The 20,407-nt window shown below is 46.7% G+C and carries 19 protein-coding genes and 1 tRNA gene; 6 read left to right on the top strand and 14 right to left on the bottom strand.

Annotated features, from left to right (window positions below; translation table 11 throughout):
* From ICN12_RS07315 to ICN12_RS07305, 3 genes are all read right to left on the bottom strand, one after another.
* The gene (locus ICN12_RS07315; protein ID WP_216271851.1) at positions 1-270 is read right to left on the bottom strand and encodes a hypothetical protein; all 270 of its coding nucleotides are present in this window, start codon (positions 268-270) and stop codon (positions 1-3) included.
* Positions 271-582: 312 nt separating this feature from the next.
* Positions 583-1,638 (bottom strand): extracellular solute-binding protein, encoded by a 1,056-nt coding sequence (locus ICN12_RS07310; protein ID WP_216271850.1) that lies wholly within the window; start codon positions 1,636-1,638, stop codon positions 583-585.
* Between the two features lie 62 nt (positions 1,639-1,700).
* Positions 1,701-3,257, bottom strand: a complete 1,557-nt coding sequence (locus tag ICN12_RS07305) for an ABC transporter permease (RefSeq protein ID WP_216271849.1) — start codon at positions 3,255-3,257, stop codon at positions 1,701-1,703.
* Positions 3,258-3,326: 69 nt separating this feature from the next.
* On the opposite strand from ICN12_RS07305, the gene ICN12_RS07300 reads away from it, so the two are divergent.
* Positions 3,327-4,397: an ABC transporter ATP-binding protein gene (locus ICN12_RS07300; RefSeq protein ID WP_216271848.1), complete on the top strand. Its 1,071-nt coding sequence runs from the start codon at positions 3,327-3,329 to the stop codon at positions 4,395-4,397.
* 30 nt (positions 4,398-4,427) lie between these two features.
* On the opposite strand, the gene ICN12_RS07295 is transcribed toward ICN12_RS07300, so the two are convergent.
* The 5 genes from ICN12_RS07295 to ICN12_RS07275 all read right to left on the bottom strand — a co-directional run bounded on the left by ICN12_RS07295 (position 4,428) and on the right by ICN12_RS07275 (position 9,892).
* Positions 4,428-4,802, bottom strand: a complete 375-nt coding sequence (locus ICN12_RS07295; RefSeq protein ID WP_216271847.1) for a hypothetical protein — start codon at positions 4,800-4,802, stop codon at positions 4,428-4,430.
* 632 nt (positions 4,803-5,434) lie between these two features.
* Positions 5,435-5,524, bottom strand: a tRNA-Ser gene (locus ICN12_RS07290).
* A 55-nt stretch (positions 5,525-5,579) separates the two neighbouring features.
* On the bottom strand, positions 5,580-6,890 hold the full coding sequence (gene serS, locus ICN12_RS07285) for a serine--tRNA ligase (RefSeq protein WP_216271846.1): 1,311 nt from the start codon (positions 6,888-6,890) through the stop codon (positions 5,580-5,582).
* Positions 6,891-6,951: 61 nt separating this feature from the next.
* Positions 6,952-7,683 (bottom strand): outer membrane lipoprotein periplasmic chaperone LolA, encoded by a 732-nt coding sequence (gene lolA / locus ICN12_RS07280; protein ID WP_370624979.1) that lies wholly within the window; start codon positions 7,681-7,683, stop codon positions 6,952-6,954.
* Positions 7,655-9,892 (bottom strand): DNA translocase FtsK, encoded by a 2,238-nt coding sequence (locus tag ICN12_RS07275; RefSeq protein WP_370624987.1) that lies wholly within the window; start codon positions 9,890-9,892, stop codon positions 7,655-7,657. The genes lolA and ICN12_RS07275 overlap by 29 nt, the downstream gene beginning before the upstream one ends.
* Positions 9,893-10,006: 114 nt before the next feature.
* Between ICN12_RS07275 and trxB the strand changes: the two genes are divergently transcribed.
* Positions 10,007-10,963: a thioredoxin-disulfide reductase gene (gene trxB, locus ICN12_RS07270; protein ID WP_216271843.1), complete on the top strand. Its 957-nt coding sequence runs from the start codon at positions 10,007-10,009 to the stop codon at positions 10,961-10,963.
* 78 nt (positions 10,964-11,041) lie between these two features.
* Here the strand turns inward: trxB and relB are convergent, their stop codons facing one another.
* The 3 genes from relB to ICN12_RS07255 all read right to left on the bottom strand — a co-directional run bounded on the left by relB (position 11,042) and on the right by ICN12_RS07255 (position 13,803).
* Positions 11,042-11,383, bottom strand: coding sequence for a type II toxin-antitoxin system RelB family anti-toxin transcriptional regulator (gene relB / locus ICN12_RS10915; RefSeq protein WP_255537746.1), 342 nt, complete (start codon positions 11,381-11,383; stop codon positions 11,042-11,044).
* Positions 11,361-11,639: a BrnT family toxin gene (locus ICN12_RS07260; protein WP_216271842.1), complete on the bottom strand. Its 279-nt coding sequence runs from the start codon at positions 11,637-11,639 to the stop codon at positions 11,361-11,363. The genes relB and ICN12_RS07260 overlap by 23 nt, the downstream gene beginning before the upstream one ends.
* A 103-nt stretch (positions 11,640-11,742) precedes the next feature.
* Complete coding sequence (locus ICN12_RS07255; RefSeq protein WP_216271841.1) at positions 11,743-13,803, bottom strand: sodium-translocating pyrophosphatase; 2,061 nt, start codon at positions 13,801-13,803, stop codon at positions 11,743-11,745.
* Between the two features lie 170 nt (positions 13,804-13,973).
* On the opposite strand from ICN12_RS07255, the gene ppa reads away from it, so the two are divergent.
* Genes ppa through ICN12_RS07240 form a run of 3 tightly spaced genes read left to right on the top strand, consistent with a single transcriptional unit; the run spans position 13,974 to position 16,547 of the window.
* The gene (ppa, locus tag ICN12_RS07250) at positions 13,974-14,513 is read left to right on the top strand and encodes an inorganic diphosphatase (RefSeq protein ID WP_216271840.1); all 540 of its coding nucleotides are present in this window, start codon (positions 13,974-13,976) and stop codon (positions 14,511-14,513) included.
* Positions 14,514-14,537: 24 nt separating this feature from the next.
* A complete protein-coding gene (locus tag ICN12_RS07245; protein ID WP_216271839.1) occupies positions 14,538-16,157 on the top strand; it encodes an NAD+ synthase in 1,620 nt (539 codons plus the stop codon).
* 51 nt (positions 16,158-16,208) lie between these two features.
* A complete protein-coding gene (locus ICN12_RS07240; protein ID WP_216271838.1) occupies positions 16,209-16,547 on the top strand; it encodes a P-II family nitrogen regulator in 339 nt (112 codons plus the stop codon).
* A gap of 34 nt (positions 16,548-16,581) precedes the next feature.
* On the opposite strand, the gene ICN12_RS07235 is transcribed toward ICN12_RS07240, so the two are convergent.
* Together ICN12_RS07235 and ICN12_RS07230 are read right to left on the bottom strand one after the other, a co-directional pair.
* Positions 16,582-17,619, bottom strand: coding sequence for a helix-turn-helix domain-containing protein (locus ICN12_RS07235; RefSeq protein ID WP_216271837.1), 1,038 nt, complete (start codon positions 17,617-17,619; stop codon positions 16,582-16,584).
* Positions 17,620-17,700: 81 nt separating this feature from the next.
* On the bottom strand, positions 17,701-18,327 hold the full coding sequence (locus ICN12_RS07230) for a response regulator transcription factor (RefSeq protein WP_216271836.1): 627 nt from the start codon (positions 18,325-18,327) through the stop codon (positions 17,701-17,703).
* Between the two features lie 228 nt (positions 18,328-18,555).
* Between ICN12_RS07230 and ilvD the strand changes: the two genes are divergently transcribed.
* Positions 18,556-20,244: a dihydroxy-acid dehydratase gene (ilvD, locus tag ICN12_RS07225; RefSeq protein ID WP_216271835.1), complete on the top strand. Its 1,689-nt coding sequence runs from the start codon at positions 18,556-18,558 to the stop codon at positions 20,242-20,244.
* Positions 20,245-20,311: 67 nt separating this feature from the next.
* On the opposite strand, the gene ICN12_RS07220 is transcribed toward ilvD, so the two are convergent.
* A partial coding sequence (locus ICN12_RS07220; protein WP_216217816.1) for an IS3 family transposase occupies positions 20,312-20,407 on the bottom strand: 96 nt, incomplete at its 5' end.

The raw sequence follows: 20,407 nt of genomic DNA, 5'->3' as shown, positions 1-20,407 counted from the left end.
TTAATAGGTATTACACATATAAATGTAGGTGATAGGAAAGCGATCGTTCACTGTTTTACGAGTTTCAAGAATAGTGGCGCTTCGCTTTCCTAGTTTTTTACACTCTTCTACTGCAGCCGCCTGAGCCTCAGTATCTTTAGCGGATTTAGGGGCATGTACCCCAACCGTTCCATCAGACTGTCGATAGACTCCAAACTCGCTTGGCGGGGTTGAGCAGGCCAGCACGGCCAGTGCGACAGAAAATATCAAAGCACTCGATATGATTTTCATGGGTGAGTCCAAGTCTTTCAAAGAATAGATTCATTCTAGATCCAAAAATTTCAGACGAGCAGAGACCCTGCTGTTATTTGAATTCGTTTTTTAAATGCTTTTTGATTTACAACAGCTCATTTCTGATTTTCAGATGGTCACTGATGCGACCTGACTGCTGCTTATGAAGATGTTTCTAAGAAGCGTACTGACAGTCTCCACAACTGCGGTAAAACTCTAGTCTGTACGCTTCTTATGCTGAAAGCCGGCTCTCAGCGAATTTTTAATATAAACGAAAACCCCCTAAAAGTCAAGGGTTTTCCCTAATATATTTCACTTGTAACCCACCCGATCGAGCAATCGTTGGGCGGCAATTTGATTCTTACCAATCGCTGCAATCGAAATGTTTTCAGCCTTGAATGACCCCAATATTTTGAGTCCTTCATTTTCAATCTTGACCGACTTCACTGCAGGCCACTCGTTATTTCCATTGGCAAAATATTCCTGCGCAGAATCGCTAGCAAGGTATTCCAGAAACTGAACGGCAGCTTGGGAGTGCGGTGCATTCTTGGCAACCCCACCACCCGCAATATTGATGTGCGTGCCAGTCGTCTGCTGATTAGGCCAAACAAATCCGATCTTTGAAGCGATGGCCTGATCTTCTGGCTTGGTTGAGCGCAATAGTCTAACTAGATAATAAGAGTTGGTTAGTGCAACGCCACATTCACCTGAAGCAACCGCTTTGATCTGATCGGTATCGCCGCCTCTTGGAGGGCGTGCCATATTGACCACCATTCCTTTTGCCCACTCTTCAGTAGCTGCCTCGCCACGACGTTCAATCATGGCGCCGATCAATGACAGCATGTAGGGGTGGGCACCTGAGCGCGTACACACCTTTCCTTTGTTCATAGGTTCGGCTAATTTCTCATAAGTGTCGACATCCTGTGGGTTCACTTTTGCCTTGTTATAGACCACGAGACGGGCTCTGGTTGAAAAGCCAAACCAAGTCGACCCCTCTGGTTCAGGCTTGGAGCGTAAATTTGCTGGAATACGACTCTCTAAGTATTTCGAATGAATTGGCTTAAAGAAGCCATCAATTTGCGCGCGCCATAATCGCGCTGCATCCACCATCAAAATCACATCTGCTGGACTATTGGCGCCTTCGCTTTTTAATCTCTCCGCCAATGCATTGTCATCAGCCTCAATGCGATTAATTTTGATTCCTGTCTTTTTGGTGAATTCACCATAAAGCGCTTCATCAGTTTGGTAGTGACGAGCCGAATAGAGATTTAACTCTTTAGCTTCTTGAGCATGTAGTGATGGTGATAAAAAACCACTCAGCAATAGTGCGTAAGTGCATAGAAATTTGCGTATTTGTTGAATGGCCATTGCTGTATTTACGATCAGAATTAGATTAAATCTAATGTATCACAAATACGAATGATTATCAATTAAGATTTAGAGATCACCCTGGAAAGCAGCAATACTGGGAAAAGCCCAACCAAAACAATTGTTAAGGAGGGTAGTGCGAGCTCGGCTAGGCGCTCATCCGCCGCCAACTGATAGGTTGCTACGGCTAAGGTATCAAAGTTAAATGGGCGCAATAAGAGGGTTGCTGGCAACTCCTTCATGACATCTACAAAGACAAAAAGGCCTGCAGTAAGGAGGCTACGCTTTAGCAATGGCACATGAACCCGCTTCAGAATTTGTGCTTTAGAAAGGCCAAGCAGCGCGGCTGAAGCATCCATAGATGGGGTGATACGCGTAAGACCTGCCTCTACGCTTTGCAAGCTGGAGGAAAGAAACCGGACTAAATAAGCGTAAACCAGCACCAATACGCTGGCTGACATCCACCAGGCAAGCTGAAAGATCTCTAGAAAGGAGAGGATGCCAATAGCCAATACTGCCCCAGGCAGCGCATAACCAAATCCTAGCAATCGATTAACCCAACTTAAGCGTGAATTCAAGCGCACTGAGTAAGCAAAGAATACGGCGAGCGCAACCGAAATTAGTGCAGTGAGAACCGAAACTGATAAAGAATTACTCAACCAATCCAGATATCGAATATCAATGGTGAGACCCTGCTTAATCAGCAGCTGTAAAAGCGCAAATGCTGGAAGCAGAAATCCACATAGCAAAGTTGCACCACAAAATGCAAAAGCAAAAAAAGCATTCTTGCCATGCAACGACTTCGCTAGCGGTCTATCACGCGATGAAGATGCGTAACGTAATTTTGAGCGGCTACTTTGTTCAATAAAGAAGATGAGTAAGACAAAACTCAAAAGGCCTAAAGCAAGCTGAACAGCCGCCACACGGTCACCAAATGAGAGCCAGGCCTTAAAGATACCCGTTGCAAATGTCTGTACGCCAAAGTAAGACACTGCGCCAAAATCCGCTAAGACCTCCATCAACGCCAAAGCCATACCAGCAAAGATGGCTGGTCTTGCCATTGGTAACACCAACCTTAAAAAACCTTGAAGTGGGCTATAACCAAGTGTTTCTGAAACTTCAATCAATCGACCGCTGCGCTCTAAGAATGCAGTGCGCGTAATAAGATAGACATAGGGAAAGAGGCAGAATGAAAAGGACCAGACAGCCCCACTCAAGGATCTTGGATCCGGAAAGAACCAGAGTGAATCCATCCCGAGCAAAGCGCGTAGCGCGCTCTGTATTGGACCTGAAAATTGCAAGAGATCAACAAACAGATACGCCATGACATAGGTGGGTACAGCTAAAGGCAAAATTAAAGCCCACTCAAATACTTTTTTACCCGGAAAATCATATCTAGCAATAATCCAAGCATTACCCACCCCAAGAATAAATATCCCTATTCCAACACCCAGAATAAGGATTAAGGTCGAGACAATGTATCCGCCAAGTACAAAATTCCAGAGATGGCTAAGAGTGCCAGTAGTTAAATGATCGCCACCGGTAAACAAGAATGGCGCTGCCAAGCCGAACAACGGCAAAAATAACAGCAGGGCAAGTGGCACCACAATACGATTCATGAAATCGGCAATCCGTTTAGACTCTAGCTATGCATTAAACCACTTAGCATTAATGAGAAAATTATAGGGATGAACTCCGCTCGCACTCTGCTTTCCATCAAAGAACTTGAAATTGACTACCCCAGTCGAGATGGTCATGGTCGTGTAACAGCCGTCAAAGACCTCAACCTCAGTCTGGGCCAGGGGGAGATTGGTTGCCTATTAGGCTCCTCCGGTTGCGGAAAATCTACTGTCTTGAGGGCGATTTGCGGTTTTGAGCCCGTGAAAGCAGGAGAAATCCTCCTACGTGATCAGGTCGTAAGCTCCGCCGCCACTCACCTCCCCCCCAATCAAAGAAAGGTGGGCATGGTCTTTCAGGACTTCGCCCTCTTCCCCCACCTGAACGTTTTAGAGAATATTGCTTTTGGCTTACAACATCTGCCAAGCAATCACAGATCGTCGCTGGCAATGGAGTGGCTTAAAAGAGTGTCGCTCTCAGACAAAGCCGATGCTTACCCTCATGAGTTGAGTGGTGGCCAACAACAACGGGTAGCACTCGCCAGAGCAATGGCTCCAGAGCCTGATTTAATTTTGCTAGATGAACCCTTCTCCAGTTTGGATATTGAGCTTAGAGAACGTCTTGCTGGCGAGATGCGAGAGATCCTAAAGGCAAACAACATTACCGCCCTCCTAGTGACTCATGATCAATTTGAGGCCTTTGCGATTGCCGATAAAGTCGGGGTAATGACCGATGGCAAAGTGCTCCAGTGGGATATCCCATACGAGCTTTATCACAAGCCAGCCAATCGCTACATTGCCGACTTCATCGGCCGCGGAGTATTTGTTAAGGGTGTCGTGCAAGCCAATAATAAAGTCAAAATTGAGTTGGGCGAGATGGATCTAGAAGAAGACCGTAGCAAGGAAGTTGGACAAGAAATTGATGTTCTCTTGCGCGCTGATGATATTCAGCATGATGACAGTAGCACTATGCAAGCAGAGGTTGTACGAAAAACCTTTAGGGGTGCCGACTTCCTTTACACGCTAAAGCTAGCATCTGGTGTTGAGATTTTTGCTTTTGTACCCAGCCACCATGATCACGCGATTGGTGAAAAGATTGGTATACACCTAGTAGCTGATCACGTAGTCACCTTTAGCGATTAAGCTCCCCACAAAGCCATCAGGCAATGGGCGTTAATTAAATTGCCCAATCTTTTCGACAAGCTGCGTCAGTCTAGAAACAGAATCTAGCGATCCCGCAGTATCAGCGTCAATATCCAAGTTCTCCCAATTAAATTCAAGAGAAAAGTGGGCTGATTCGATGATCAACTCGTAACTAGAGGATGCTTTTTCAGAATCCGTATCAGTCAATTTCAATACGGGCACATCAACCGCCTGAATTGCGCCAATTAATTCACTAACTTCAGCAGGCGTTAAATCTCGAGCATGAAATACATCATCTGTTCGCTTGACCGAAACCGATGATTTTTCATCAATAGTGATTTCATACTGATTAATGCCAAGATCAAACCACACGGTTAATTCAAGAGAAATTGGATATATCTTCATCAAGCCACTCCTTCTTGTGAAATCCTAAAGACCTTCATGAGGGAAACACTTGATGCAATCCTATGCCTATTGAGGCTGACTGTCTAGTTCGGTTTAGCTGTACTGGCAGAAGCCTTATTAATGCCCATAGTCCGCCTAGACCCTCTATTGGACTACATACATTACATAGTTATTGTGAGGGAATAACCAAGTAAATTATTACCGAATAACCAAGTAATTTTCTTTTTTAAAACCATTTAAATCAATACTTTAGATAAAAAAATGATAACTCAGTCAAGTAAAAAAAGTTCGAATTCTAAAAGACTTTCCGAAGCTTTAAAGGCCTTAAAAAAGCTGCAAGATAAACATCATGGGGTAATCGAGTCAATAGATCTAACCAAGCTCGAGCGCACCCTACTTTTAGAGACTGGGTTCATACGATTGGTTATGAAAGGTTGGTACATTTGTTCAAATCCCAGCGATCATGATGGTGACTCTACTGCTTGGTATGCTAATTATTGGGCTTTTATGTCTGGCTATCTGGCTAAACGTTTTGGTAAGCGCTAGAGCTGAAGTGAGACACGGTTTTGGTGGTGGGTAGAGGAGCCCAAAAAAACAAAGAGCCCCATGGTTAGAGGCTCTGCTGTCGTATATGGCGGAGAGAGTGGGATTCGAACCCACGGTAGGTTTGACCCTACGCCTGATTTCGAGTCAGGTACATTCGACCACTCTGCCATCTCTCCGAACCGAATGGCAATTATAGCTTTCGGGTATTCCTTGGTTCTTCCTGAACTCAGCTTAAAGTGGCTTTAATACCTTTAAGCCACCCAAGTACGATTGCAGCGCATTTGGAATAGCAATACTGCCATCGGCCTGTTGGCAATTCTCAAGAAGGGCAACGCCAGTTCTGCCTACTGCAAGACCGGAACCATTTAAGGTATGCACTAACTCAGGCTTACCTTGCCCAGATTTATATCTTGCCTGCATGCGCCTAGCTTGGAAGTCACCCATATTGGAGCAAGAGCTAATCTCACGGTAAGCATTTTGCGATGGGATCCACACCTCTAAGTCATATGTCTTGGTGCTACCAAAACCCATATCACCAGTGCAGAGCAATACTTTTCGGTAAGGCAGTTCAAGTAACTCCAAAACCTTTTCTGCATGAGAAGTTAACTCCTCAAGTAACTCCATTGACTCTTCTGGCTTTGCAATCTGAACAAGCTCCACCTTTTCAAACTGGTGTTGACGAATCATGCCACGTACATCACGTCCATAGCTTCCTGCCTCGGATCTAAAGCATGGCGTGTGGGCAACAAACTTCAATGGCAAATCTTCCGCCGCCGTAATGGTGTCACGCACTAAATTCGTCACAGGCACTTCTGCTGTCGGTATCAAATAGAAGTTTTCAACTTTTGCTTCGCCTGCCCCATCTTCACCACCCATCTGGCGAGGAACCTTAAATAAGTCCTCCTCAAACTTAGGCAACTGACCGGTACCACGCATAGAGGCGGAGTTCACCATCAGGGGAACATAAAGCTCTTCGTAAGCATGTCGAGTTGTATGCAGATCGATCATGAATTGCGCCAAAGCACGATGCAATCTAGCAATAGGGCCCTTAAGAACTACAAAACGTGAACCGCTAATCTTTGCAGCAGACTCAAAGTCAAGACCCAATGGCGCGCCCAAGTCCACATGATCTTTCACGGGAAATGAAAACTCAGGAATGGTGCCCCAACGTTTTACCTCTTTGTTCTCTTTCTCATCCTTTCCAACCGGCACAGTTTCATCCGGAAGATTGGGAATGCCCATCAAGAAATCCGCAATCTCTGCTTGCAAGATTGCCAAACGCGCAGCGCCCGATTCCATATCCACGTTAATCTGGGTTGCCTCGGCCATCTCAGCAGCAGCGTCCTCGCCTTTGCCTTTTTTCATACCAATGGTTTTAGCCAATTGGTTGCGCTTAGCTTGCAACTCTTCAGTACGAGTTTGCAAGGATTTACGCTCGGACTCTAAGGTGTTAAATTTCTCAACATCGAGTTGAAATTTACGAGTAGCTAAACGTGCAGCAACGGCTGCGATATCTTTGCGGAGTAATTGCGGATCAATCATATATTGCTCAGTTTTTATATTCGGTTTGTACTAAATTGCGTCTGAATGAGATTTATAGACTCTAGTTTAAGCGTAAGACTTCAGTGCCAGCAGGTGGCGTAAAGATAAAACGATTGGCAGGTAAATTGACGTTGAGTTGGATCTTATCTAAAGTCACCAAAACAACACTGCCCAGACCATCAATGAGCTCCAGTGCTTTAGGCAGGCCGTTGACCATTCCCACTGAGATCTTGGTATAAGGCAAATCATTGCCATTTTTTGCATTGGGATTTTTCTTGGGGGCCAGGGCTACCCATTTCATACCCAGGCGATCTTCACCCTCAACCAAATCAAAGTGTTGATCCAAAGAGGTCTCACCAAACAGAATGGCAGCAGGTGTAGTAGCCAAAGCCTGCCCTGCAGGTCTAAATGTAGCCTGGTATAAATCCCTGTCCCACAAAATCAATTGCTTACCGTCAGCAATCAGCTTTTGTTCGTATGGCTTTTGGGTTTCCCAGATAAAGCGTCCTGGACGTTGAAATACAAAACGTCCCTGAGTTTGACGAACCACTTTTAAGCCTTTGTCTTGTGGTTCGCTAGCTTTAGGTGAGCGTAGCTGTTGCTGCACAAACTCACCCTCAGCAGTTTTGGAGTTACGCACAAATTGACGCAACTGTTCAGCGCCACTTTCGCCATCTGCAAATGCAGCCCTTGAGAAACAAAGGGGCGTGATGCCCAAGATAACTGCAGCGACTACCGATAAGAATCTTTGCAAAGTAAGCGCCTTATTCAGAAGGACGATGGAGGATTTCACGATTACCACCATTGCCCATCTTCGAAACAAGCCCTGCTTTTTCCATATCCTCGAGTAAGCGTGCTGCGCGGTTATAACCAATTCGCAAATGACGCTGCACTAAAGAAATCGATGGGCGTTTATTTTCTAAAACAATAGCAACTGCCTGATCGTATAAAGGATCAGCTTCACCGCCGCCCTCACCAGTCAATGCATCAATATTCGATTCATCAGCACCTTCCAGAACGCCGTCAATGTAATTGGCTTCGCCTTTTTCTTTGAGCCACTCAACGACACGATGAACTTCATCATCAGATACAAAGGCGCCATGAACGCGAACGGGTAAGCCAGTGCCTGGAGCCATGTAGAGCATGTCCCCCATACCTAACAGCGCTTCAGCACCCTGTTGATCCAGAATGGTGCGACTATCGATCTTGCTGCTGACTTGGAAAGAAATACGGGTTGGTACGTTAGCTTTGATTAGGCCGGTGATCACATCCACACTAGGACGCTGTGTAGCCAATACCAAATGAATACCTGCAGCACGAGCCTTTTGCGCAATCCGCGCAATCAACTCTTCAATTTTCTTACCAGAGACCATCATCAAGTCAGCCAGCTCATCAATCACGATTACGATTACCGGTGCTTTATAGATTGGCTCTGGATCATCTGGGGTTAGGCTAAACGGATTAGTGAGCTTTTCACCTTTTTCTTCCGCTTCTAAAATCTTTTTATTGAAGCCAGCAAGGTTACGCACACCAAACTTACTCATCAGTTTGTAGCGACGCTCCATCTCATTCACGGCCCAATTGAGCGCGTTATAAGCCTGTTTCATATCCGTTACTACTGGGCACAAGAGATGCGGAATCTTGTCATACATTGCCATCTCTAACATCTTCGGATCAATCATGATCAAGCGCACTTCATCTGGCTTAGCCTTGAAGAGAATAGAGAGAATCATGGCATTAATACCAACCGACTTACCAGCACCCGTAGTACCAGCAACTAAGCAGTGCGGCATCTTCGCCAAGTCAGCAACCATGGGACTGCCAGAAATATCTTTACCTAAGGCAAGCGTCAATAAAGAGTGGCTATCGTTATAGATCTGCGAAGTCAAAATCTCAGAGAGGTAAACCGATTGACGCGTTGGGTTTGGTAACTCCAAGGCCATGCAAGTTTTACCAGGAATGGTTTCCACGACACGCATGCTGACTACGCCTAGAGAGCGAGCCAAGTCACGAGAAAGGTTAACGATTTGACTACCCTTCACACCAACGGCAGGATCAATTTCATAGCGAGTGACCACTGGGCCTGGGTAGGCAGCAATCACTTTAACTTCAACATTGAACTCAGCCAACTTGCGCTCAATTAAGCGAGAAGTAAATTCCAACACATCGGCTGAAATGGTTTCTTTTGCTTCGGGTACTGGATCAAGCAATGCCAGTGGTGGCAATTCTGAATCCGGAATATCTACAAATAAAGGCTGCTGTTTCTCGCGCTCAACACGCGCACTTTTCACAACCTCTACTGGAGCGCGAACAATTTGAACTGGTTTAGCAATTTCAACGCGCCCACGGAACTCCTCAACAAACTCTTCACGCTCTTCGGCGGCAGCTTCACCCAGCTTCCTATCTTCTTCGCTATCGCGACGCTCGCGCAAACGGTTATAGGCAAGCTCAAGGGAGCGCCCGACTTTCTCGGCAACATCTAACCAAGAAAAATGGAGAAATAAAGAAAGGCCGGCGCAAAGGGTAAATAGCAAAACCAGGGTAGAACCGGTAAATCCAAGAGACATTTGCAGGGGATCACCGATCAGCTCACCCAAAATGCCTCCAGGTGGCCTTGGAAGCTCCCAGGTCAACGAATGCAATCGAATAGACTCAAGACCCATACTGCTTAGCAAAGTCAGCCCAAAGCCTAACCAACGCATTACCAACGAATCTGGTTTGGCATCGGGGTCTGGAGGCAGTGGAATGCTCCAAAGCTCCCGCCAACCACTCAAAACTCGGCGACCAAAGAGTGCAACCCACCAAAATGCTGAAATACCGAAGATATAGAGCAATAAATCTGCTAAATAGGCACCAAAACGCCCACCTAAGTTCTTAGGAACCTCAAAACTGGCATGCGACCAGGCTGGATCTGCCTTGGAATAGGTCAATAAAATAGCAAATAAACCCAGGCAAAGACCGCAGGAGATGAACCAGCGAGCTTCTAGTAAGAGGCGGGGCATCCTGCCCTGCCCTTGATTCTCGGGGGGCTGGGGGTTTAAAGGGGTTTTGGACTTCGGGTATGCGGTTCTAGCCATGTTCTACCGATTGTAAACAAGCAATCCTATAATTTGGGTATGACTACAAATACTCCAAAACACTCTAAAGTCCTCATCCTCGGTTCGGGCCCCGCTGGCTACACAGCAGCTGTATACGCTGCCCGTGCCAACCTGAGCCCAACCCTGATTACTGGCATTGCTCAAGGCGGTCAACTAATGACCACTACTGACGTCGAAAACTGGCCAGCCGACCCTGATGGTGTTCAGGGGCCAGAGCTGATGGATCGCTTTTTAAAGCATGCTGAGCGCTTTAATACCAACATCATTTTTGATCATATTCATACTGCTGCGCTAACTGAAAAGCCTATCCGCTTGGTTGGCGACTCTGGCACCTACACTTGTGATGCCTTAATTATTTCTACTGGTGCATCTGCACAGTACATTGGCCTGCCAAGTGAAGAGGCCTTCATGGGTCGTGGCGTTTCTGGCTGTGCGACTTGCGATGGTTTCTTCTATCGCAACCAAGACGTCTGCGTTGTCGGTGGTGGCAACACAGCAGTTGAAGAAGCGCTCTACCTTACTGGCATTGCCAAGAAAGTGACCGTCATTCATCGTCGCGATAAATTCCGTGCAGAGCCAATTCTGAATGACCGCCTCATGGCGAAGGTTGCCGAAGGCAAAGTCGAGCTCAAACTGAACTCCACTCTCGATGAAGTACTCGGCGATGAAAAAGGGGTGACTGGTGTACGAATTAAAAAAGAAGATGGCAGCACTGAAGCCATCGCTGTTACTGGCGCCTTTATAGCCATCGGCCATAAACCAAATACCGAACTCTTTGTTGGTCAACTTGAGATGAACAACGGCTACCTCAAGACCCACTCAGGTCTAGAGGGCAATGCAACTGCCACCAATATCCCAGGCGTATTTGCAGCGGGTGATGTGCAAGACCATATTTACCGTCAAGCCATCACTAGCGCTGGTACAGGCTGTATGGCTGCATTAGATGCCCAACGCTACTTGGAGACTTTGGCTTAGCGCAGATTTAGTCGAAGAATCAAGTAAAAATGCCTAGCAATTGCTAGGCATTTTTATTAACGGGGCGGATATCAAACTCTAAACACTGAGCGCAAGTAATGCAATCTCAGGAGCTCTATCTAAAATTTTCAGCAAAGCCTTGGCTGCTCCAGTAGGGCTCCGCTTGCCCTGCTCCCAATTTCGAATAGTTTCTAAAGAAACTTCGATGCGCTTGGAAAACTCTTGCTGAGATAAACCAATTCTCTCGCGCACACCTTTTGCATATTGAGCGGCATCCAGCATTGCTTCCGCATCATCTTGCTGTTGATGCAACTTAATTAAGCGCTCCGTTGTTGCATCCAGTAATTTTTTATTAACGAATCCCTTAGGGAAACTATTGGGCTCATTTCGATCTACGCTAACCCGAATGATTTTTTTCATACCGTTTAACCTCCCGACTATTAGCTCTTCTCGCCGAAATAATTCTGATGGCCTTTGATCTACTAGTAAAGATCACCATGAAAACTCTTCCATCTATTACACCAAGAGCCTGAAATCGCTCTTCCCCGTAATCCCATCGCCGATCATGCTCAATAAGCAATGTAGGATCTTTGAAAATTGATATCACATATGCAAAATCAAAATTTCGAGAGATCTGGCATGAGTTACTTTTAGCCAAATCCCATTCAAAATCCATTGCCTCCATAGTAGTTCAATGAACTACCCCTGTCAAGACCTCGGGATAAAAAATGCCTAGCAATTGCTAGGCATTTTGTTTATTGCGCTAAGTAGCTTTATTGCTAGCGACTCACCACTGGTAGCAATGGCACTATCAATAAGGCCACGATGTTAATAATCTTGATGAGCGGGTTCACTGCAGGTCCCGCAGTATCTTTGTAGGGGTCGCCAACAGTGTCGCCAGTAACTGCTGCTTTATGAGCTTCAGAACCTTTACCTCCAAAGTTTCCTTCTTCGATATATTTCTTCGCGTTATCCCAAGCCCCACCACCAGTACACATGGAGATGGCAACAAACAAGCCTGTCACGATCGTACCCATCAGCAAACCACCCAGAGCAGCAGGTCCTAGTAAGAGACCTACCGCAATAGGCGCTACCACCGGCAACAGTGAAGGCACAATCATTTCCTTGATGGCGGCTGAAGTCAGCATATCTACTGCCTTACCATACTCAGGCTTTGCGGTACCCTCCATAATTCCTGGGATATCGCGGAACTGACGGCGAACTTCTTCAACCACTGCACCAGCACAGCGTCCAACCGCCTCCATCGCCATTGCACCAAAGAGGTAGGGAATCATGCCTCCAATGAACAAGCCAATGATCACCATATGATTGGATAGATCAAACGATACTTGCTGTCCAATGGCTTCCAATGCATGGGTGTAATCGGCAAACAGAACTAATGCAGCAAGTCCTGCTGAGCCAATTGCATATCCTTTAGTAACTGCTTTAGTCGTGTTACCAACCGCATCCAATGGATCGGTAATATCGCGAACCGACTGAGGCAAGCCAGCCATTTCTGCAATACCGCCGGCATTATCTGTAATCGGTCCATAGGCATCCAGAGCCACCACAATTCCAGCCATCGATAGCATGGCGGTAGCTGCAATCGCAATGCCGTAAATGCCAGCTAACCAATAAGCCGCATAAATCGCAGCACAAACAAATAACACGGGATAGGCAGTGGACTTCATAGAGATGCCTAAGCCTGCAATGATGTTAGTGCCGTGTCCTTTTGTTGACGCTTCTGCAATATGCTGCACTGGCTTAAATTGGGTACCCGTGTAGTACTCGGTAATCCATACCAAGCCAGCAGTGAGCACTAAGCCCACCACGGTAGATCCAAATAAGCGCCACTGACTTCCCGGAATCCCTAAGGAGTCATCCGGCATGATGAAATTAGTAACAAAATAGAATGCCACTAAAGAAATGCCTCCAGCCACAATCAAGCCTTTGTACAGCGCAGGCATCACGTTCTTCATGCCAGGCGTTGCCTTAACAAATGAGCAACCAATAATTGAGGCAATGATCGAAACCCCACCCAATTCCAGTGGATACACAATCGCAGCAACTGGTGCGCCAGTAATCATCAATGCACCTAAGACCATTGTGGCAATCAGTGTCACCGCGTAAGTCTCGAATAAGTCAGCCGCCATACCAGCACAATCGCCGACGTTGTCACCAACGTTATCGGCAATCACCGCCGGATTACGTGGGTCATCCTCCGGAATGCCCGCCTCTACTTTGCCAACCAAGTCGGCGCCAACGTCAGCACCTTTAGTAAAGATACCGCCGCCTAATCGCGCAAAAATTGAAATCAGAGAAGATCCAAATGCCAATCCAATGAGGGGATGTAAAACTGATGAGAGATCCCTACCCACACCAACCGACACGAGGAACATAAAGAAAAGGCCGACACCAAGCAAGCCCAATCCGACAACAAGCATGCCGGTAATCGCGCCACCCTTAAAAGCGACGTTGAGGGCCTCGTTCATCCCCTTAGTAGCCGCTTCAGCAGTGCGCACATTGGCTCTCACTGAAACATTCATACCAATAAAGCCGCAGGCGCCCGATAGCACCGAGCCAATGACAAAACCCAGGGCCGTCGCAAAATCCAGAAATAGCGCTATCAGGATCGTCAGGATTACGCCAACAATGGCAATCGTCTTGTATTGGCGAGATAAATAAGCTGCTGCGCCCTGCTGAATCGCCTCGGCAATTTCTTGCATCTTGGCGTTACCCGTGCTTTGCTTCAGAATCCAGCTACGCATCACAAACCCATAAATCACAGCTAAAACACCGCAAGCCAAGGCAAAATACAAGCCTAAAGTGACATTACTCATGCTTGAACCCCTTAAAATTTGATCTAAATTGTTTTGCTTCCAGCGCCTATGTCGGATAGTTCTCTGAAAGCGATAAACTAGAGCCTAGAGCTCTATCAGTATGTAACAGAATCACCAGCCTACGATCTTTTTAAGATCAGGGTATTTACTAATCACTATCCGGAGTATGTATGAGTCTTGACAACGTCAAACCTGGCAAAAAAATCCCAGAAAGCTTTAACGTCATTATTGAAATCCCTATGAATGCGGATCCAATCAAGTACGAAGTAGATAAAGAGAGTGGCGCAATTTTTGTTGACCGTTTCATGGGTACTGCAATGCACTACCCTTGTAACTATGGTTACATTAACAAAACCATTGCTGGTGATGGCGACCCTGTTGACGTACTGGTAATTACTCCCTTCCCATTGATTCCTGGTGTAGTTGTGAGCTGCCGTGCAATTGGCGTATTGATGATGGAAGATGAAGGCGGACAAGATGCTAAGTTGTTGGCCGTTCCAGAAGATAAGATTTTGCCTATCTACACCCACTGGCAAAAACCAGAAGACATTAATCCATTGCGCTTAAACCAAATCCAACACTTCTTCGAGCACTACAAAGATCTCGAGCCAGGTAAATGGGTAAAAGTTAAAGGTTGGGGTGGTGTTGCTGATGCCCATAAAGAAATTCTTGAAGGCATCGAGGCCTACAACAAAGCGCATCAGGGTTAACTAAGTCTCAACTTGATATCAGGAGTGAGCTCGCAAAAAATCGCCTTAGCGCAAATCAACCCTCTCCTGGGTGATTTGCCTGGCAACGCGCAGCTCATCTCTCAAGCCGCGGCCGATGCCTATGTACAAGGCGTAAATATTGTTTTAACGCCAGAGCTCTCGCTCACCGGCTACCCCCCAGAAGACTTACTCTTGCGCCCCGCTTTTATTGAGGCCGCAGATCGTGAGCTCAGTTGTTTAATGCTGGAGCTCCAAAAATTTCCAGGCCTGACAGTTGTTGTTGGGCACCCAAAAAAGACTGCTGCTGGTTTACAAAACTACGCTTCCGTTCTGCGCGACGGAAAGGTCATTGCCGGCTACGCAAAACAAGAGTTGCCCAATCACGAAGTGTTTGATGAAGTACGTTATTTCACGCCGGGCAATGAAGCGTGTGTGTTTGAAAATGCTGGTATCCAATACGGACTTATCCTTTGCGAAGATGCTTGGCATGCAAGCCCAGCAAAACAAGCTCATGCTGCTGGCGCTCAAGTACTGCTGGTACTCAACGCCTCTCCTTATCACCTCCAAAAAGAATCTTTACGCATTGAAATGCTGCGTAAACAAATTGCACTTACGAGGATGCCGCTGATTTATGTAAACGCGGTAGGCGGTCAAGATGAGCTCGTTTTTGATGGTGGATCTTTTGCATTAAATAGCGCAGGCAAAGTAGTGATGACCATGCCGCAGTTTGAAACCGCCCTCGGGTTTGTGAGTGTCAATGCATCTGGTGATCTAGAGCAAGGTTCCATAGTCCCCACCTCCAGTGTTGAGGCTCAGGCCTATCAAGCCTTAGTTTTAGGTGTGCGTGACTATGTTCAAAAGAATCACTTTTCAGGGGTCATTATTGGTCTCTCAGGAGGCGTTGATTCTGCGCTGGTGCTAGCCATTGCAGTGGATGCCCTGGGCGCCGATAAAGTACGTACCGTCATGATGGCCTCTCGCTATACCGCTGATATCTCTTGGATTGATGCTAGAGAAATGGCGCAGAACCTGAGCGTTCAATATGATGAAATTCCTATCAGTGAGCCTGTGGATGCTTTAGAGCATGCATTGGCAGAGCAATTCAAAGGCTTAAAACCAGATGCCACTGAAGAGAATATTCAAGCGCGAGTTCGCGGCACCCTGCTGATGGCGCTCTCCAATAAAACTGGCCGCCTAGTTCTCACCACGGGAAACAAGAGTGAAATGGCCGTAGGCTATTGCACTCTATATGGCGATATGGCTGGCGGCTTTGCAGTGATTAAGGATATTGCCAAGACTTTGGTCTATCGCCTGTGCGCATACCGCAATAGCATTGCCCCCATTATTCCGGAGCGGATTCTGACGCGTGCACCTTCCGCCGAATTGCGCCCCGATCAAACCGATCAAGATAGTCTGCCTTCTTATGAAGTACTGGATGGGATTGTGGAGCGTTACATGGAGCAAAACCAATCTATCGCTCAAATCATTGCCGCTGGCTTTGATCCTGAGAGTGTTGAAAAAGTCACCCGCCTGATTAAGCTCAATGAGTACAAACGTCGCCAAGCGCCCCCTGGCGTACGCGTGACCACACGAGCCTTTGGGCGCGACTGGCGCTATCCTATTACCTCTCAATTTAGAGCGTAACTGGGTGTTGGGTTTCAGTTCTAGGTATGATTACTGTATTAAGGGGAATATATGAAGCTAATTACATCCATTATTAAACCGTTCAAGCTTGACGAAGTTCGCGAAGCCTTAGCTGAAGTAGGTGTTACTGGACTTACTGTAACCGAAGTCAAGGGCTTTGGTCGCCAAAAAGGTCATACTGAGCTCTATCGTGGCGCCGAGTATGTGGTCGACTTTTTGCCTAAAGTGAAAGTAGAAGTAGTAGTTGCTGGTGACCGTGTAGAAGCGGCAATTGAAGCAATTACAAAAGCCGCTCGTACCGGCAAGATTGGTGATGGCAAGATTTTTGTTAGCCCGATTGAACAAGCCATTCGTATTCGCACCGGCGAAACCAACGACTCAGCGGTATAAAAACCGCCAGCAGAAGACGCTAACTCCCTCGGGGTTAGCGTAACTGAGATTCCGTCCCATCAGCAGGCGGAGCAACCACCTCAGCAGCCTCCAAAATCACTGTTTTTGAATTGGGATTAGATAAGCGCACTTTCGCGCCCTGGAAGAACACATCCACCTGGCTCAAGCCAGTGGTCAGCACTTTGAATGGTGGTTTGCCATAAAAGGATGCGCCCACTCCAGGCTCAAGCAGTTTATTTTGAATCTTGCCGGAGGCATCAATCACACATACAGTCTGCTTTGATTTGGTCTGCACATAAACCAAATCGGCTGGCTTACGAGGTGACTCTGGTTTATAGCTAATAATTCCTTCCTCAGCGGGGCAAGCTCCAGGGGCATCCGTGGCAATAGCTGGTGCTGCAGCCACTACAACTGGTGCGGCTGCAGGAACTGACTCAATCGGAGCGCCTACTGGTGCCGATGACGGGGCAGGCTCAATTACTTCTTCCTTGACGATGACGATTTCTTCGGGCTTATCTGCGAAAAACAATGGCTGTAAATTAATTACTGAAAATACTAGGGTGGCAAGCACGCTGAGCCAAAGAAACAATTTTTTCCGTGAAGACGGCTTTGCCTTAGCAACTGTTCTGGCGAATGGTCCCTCTTTAGCCTGGACTTTTTTGGCCGGCTCTTTGTTTTCTTCCGCGGCAACCACTGCGGGCAGCTCAGCCCCCTCCACCTGCTCACTTACTTTAGTGGCATTCTTTTTCGCCTCTGCTTCAGCGGTTTTTACCAGCTTAGCCTCTGCAATGGGCAACTCAACTGCAGATGTACTAATTTTTTCCGGGGTATGAGTACCAAAGTCAAATGCTTCCTCATCACTTAAATTGAGAAGCTTTGCTACTTTCTTGGCGGCGGTGACTTTAATTTGAGCGCCATAGAAGGAGCTCGTCTCACCGCTTTCAATTTGCTCAATTTGGCGAGTAGATAGACAAGCCATACCACCCAAATCCTTGGCACTTAAGCCCAGTTTTTCGCGAGCCTGAGCAAAGGCTTCCTTGCAAATCTCGGGAAGTTTGGAGTTGGTAGTCACAAAAGTATTTTAAATGATTTATATATCAAAATGTTGCCTCATCATAGTACCTATCTACTACAAGGGAAATTAGTCTAAGAGCTAGGTATTTTGGAGATTTTCAAGATCGGATTCAAGGTACTTTGCAACTAAAGTTTGAACTGATTCAACCTGCATTTTGTCCATGACTCTAGCCTTATGAACCTTAATGGTGGCATCGGTAGTTCCCAGCTTGACGGCAATATCCTTATTCAGCAAGCCCTTTACCAACCAGAAGCAAACCTCTTTCTCGCGTGGCGTTAAGGTTGCGTAGTCTTTTTTCGTCTCCACCTCTTTGGAAATCCGCTTAAGCTGACATCTATCAAATTCCACCGCATCAGCGACAGCCTTGAGCATGTCCTCTAAATTAAAAGGCTTAAACAAGAAATCAAGTGCGCCCTTCTTAAGACCTTTAACAATCTGATGGGGGTGACTCTGTCCGCTGACGAAAATAATCGGGGTTTTACGCCCCAATTGCAGTAATTTTTCCTGAAGATCTAGGCCGGTGGCATCAGGCATTTGCATATCGAGCAAGATGACTGCAGGGGATACTGGTAATGAATGTTCTAAAAATGTCGCCGCAGATGAAAAATCCTCAACAATGTATCCAACCTCCTTCAGCATTCTGCTTAAAGAGGTGCGCATCGACTCATCGTCGTCAATTAGGTAGATATGGCCAACTTTAGTCATTGAATTTGAAGGAAAAAGTATTAGATATGGCAATGTACTGCAGCTTTATTTACAAGGATATTAGCTCTCAAGCTAATAAGCTTCATCTACCAGCAAATACAATGGAAGAATTGATGCTGCGCTGCACTAGTAAATTGGGGGCAAATCTATATAAAACCCCTGCATTTGCTCTTCTATCACGGCACAATAGAGCTTTTCGACAAATTCTTTTCTGGAGTCAATATCAGCATGAAACGCCTCAATGAACGCTCGCGCAATGTCACCGAAGGGGTTGCTCGCGCACCCAATCGCTCAATGTATTACGCGATGGGCTACCAAGAGAAGGATTTCGTTAAGCCGATGGTCGGCGTGGCAAACGGTCACTCCACCATTACCCCATGCAATAGCGGCTTACAAAAACTAGCAGATGCTGCGGTAACTGCCTTAGAAGAAGCTGGTGCAAAAGCGCAAATGTTTGGCACCCCTACCGTGTCTGATGGCATCGGCATGGGCACTGAGGGCATGAAGTACTCCCTCATCTCCCGTGAAGTGATTGCTGACAGTATTGAAACTTGTGTCAATGGTTTATGGCAAGACGGCGTGGTCGTCATCGGTGGTTGCGATAAAAATATGCCAGGTGGCATGATGGCGATGGCCCGCACCAATGTGCCGAGTATTTATGTTTATGGCGGAACCATTAAGCCAGGTCATTACAAAGGTAAGGACCTCAATATTGTTTCCGCATTTGAAGCCGTTGGTGAATTTACTTCAGGACGCATGAATGAAGTAGATCTTAAAGGCGTTGAGCAGCATGCTTGTCCAGGCAGCGGCTCTTGCGGTGGCATGTACACCGCCAACACCATGAGCTCCTCGTTTGAAGCGTTGGGCATGAGCCTGCCATACTCCTCGACGATGGCTAATGAAGATGCTGAAAAAGTCACTAGCGCTCATGAATCTGCGATTGTTTTGGTTGAGGCCATTAAAAATAATTTACGTCCACGTGACATCATCACTAAAAAATCCATTGAGAATGCAGTCAGCGTAATCATGGCAGTTGGTGGATCTACCAATGCTGTTCTGCATTACTTAGCGATCACCAGCGCTGCCGAGATCGACTGGACAATTGATGACTTTGAACGCATTCGTAAACGCGTTCCCGTAATCGTGGATATGAAACCTTCTGGTCAATATTTAGCTACCGATCTTCATCAAGCGGGTGGTATTCCGCAAGTCATGAAGATTTTGCTAGACGGCGGCCTCTTGCATGGTGACTGCATGACTATCACTGGCAAAACCATTGCTGAAACATTGAAAGATGTTCCATCCGTTCCCCGTGCCGATCAAAAAGTAATCCGCACCCTGGACAATCCTTTGTACAAGCAAGGTCACCTCGCTATTCTGAAGGGCAATATTTCTCCTGAGGGTTGCGTTGCCAAGATTACCGGCCTCAAAAACCCATCCATTACTGGTCCTGCCCGTGTATTTGATTCTGAGGATGATGCAATGGCCGCCATCATGGCGCAAAAAATCAAAGATGGTGATGTCATGGTGATTCGTTACGAAGGCCCTAAAGGCGGCCCTGGTATGCGCGAGATGCTCGCCCCTACCTCTGCCCTAGTTGGTCAGGGCTTAGGCGAGACAGTAGGCCTGATTACCGATGGACGCTTCTCTGGTGGCACTTGGGGCATGGTCGTTGGTCACGTCGCTCCTGAAGCATTTGTAGGTGGTGTGATTGCCCTTATTCATGAAGGCGACTCTGTCACGATCGATGCACACAAGCTACTTATTCAGCTCAATGTGAGCGATGAAGAGATTGCTAAGCGTCGCGGCGCTTGGGTGCAACCTAAGCCACGCTATACCCGTGGATTACTCGCTAAATACGCTTACCTAGCAAGCACTGCCAGCAAAGGTGCAGTAACGGATCTGAACTTGGATTAAAAGCAGTAAGCAATAAAAGCAAAAGCCCCTAGGTAATGAACTGACCCACAAAAGTTGGACAGTTTGATTAGGTTACCAGAAGGGATTGAGTTCGGTATTGCACTGGGCTCAATCCCTTTAGTTTTTGTTTGATTCGATCATGGTTGTAGTAGTGGATATATTC

Source organism: Polynucleobacter sp. AM-25C3 (genome assembly GCF_018882335.1).
GTDB lineage: Bacteria > Pseudomonadota > Gammaproteobacteria > Burkholderiales > Burkholderiaceae > Polynucleobacter.
The sequence above is the reverse complement of the archived record's forward strand: the minus strand, read 5'-3'. Positions and strand labels throughout refer to the sequence as shown.

Bases quoted from the DNA above. Each gene is read 5' to 3' on its own strand.
- ICN12_RS07315 (WP_216271851.1), bottom strand. From the start codon at position 270: ATGAAAATCATATCGAGTGCTTTGATATTTTCTGTCGCACTGGCCGTG.
- ICN12_RS07310 (WP_216271850.1), bottom strand. From the start codon at position 1,638: ATGGCCATTCAACAAATACGCAAATTTCTATGCACTTACGCACTATTG.
- ICN12_RS07305 (WP_216271849.1), bottom strand. From the start codon at position 3,257: ATGAATCGTATTGTGGTGCCACTTGCCCTGCTGTTATTTTTGCCGTTG.
- ICN12_RS07300 (WP_216271848.1), top strand. From the start codon at position 3,327: ATGAACTCCGCTCGCACTCTGCTTTCCATCAAAGAACTTGAAATTGAC.
- ICN12_RS07295 (WP_216271847.1), bottom strand. From the start codon at position 4,802: ATGAAGATATATCCAATTTCTCTTGAATTAACCGTGTGGTTTGATCTT.
- serS (WP_216271846.1), bottom strand. From the start codon at position 6,890: ATGATTGATCCGCAATTACTCCGCAAAGATATCGCAGCCGTTGCTGCA.
- ICN12_RS07275 (WP_370624987.1), bottom strand. From the start codon at position 9,892: ATGCCCCGCCTCTTACTAGAAGCTCGCTGGTTCATCTCCTGCGGTCTT.
- trxB (WP_216271843.1), top strand. From the start codon at position 10,007: ATGACTACAAATACTCCAAAACACTCTAAAGTCCTCATCCTCGGTTCG.
- relB (WP_255537746.1), bottom strand. From the start codon at position 11,383: ATGAAAAAAATCATTCGGGTTAGCGTAGATCGAAATGAGCCCAATAGT.
- ICN12_RS07260 (WP_216271842.1), bottom strand. From the start codon at position 11,639: ATGGATTTTGAATGGGATTTGGCTAAAAGTAACTCATGCCAGATCTCT.
- ICN12_RS07255 (WP_216271841.1), bottom strand. From the start codon at position 13,803: ATGAGTAATGTCACTTTAGGCTTGTATTTTGCCTTGGCTTGCGGTGTT.
- ppa (WP_216271840.1), top strand. From the start codon at position 13,974: ATGAGTCTTGACAACGTCAAACCTGGCAAAAAAATCCCAGAAAGCTTT.
- ICN12_RS07240 (WP_216271838.1), top strand. From the start codon at position 16,209: ATGAAGCTAATTACATCCATTATTAAACCGTTCAAGCTTGACGAAGTT.
- ICN12_RS07230 (WP_216271836.1), bottom strand. From the start codon at position 18,327: ATGACTAAAGTTGGCCATATCTACCTAATTGACGACGATGAGTCGATG.
- ilvD (WP_216271835.1), top strand. From the start codon at position 18,556: ATGAAACGCCTCAATGAACGCTCGCGCAATGTCACCGAAGGGGTTGCT.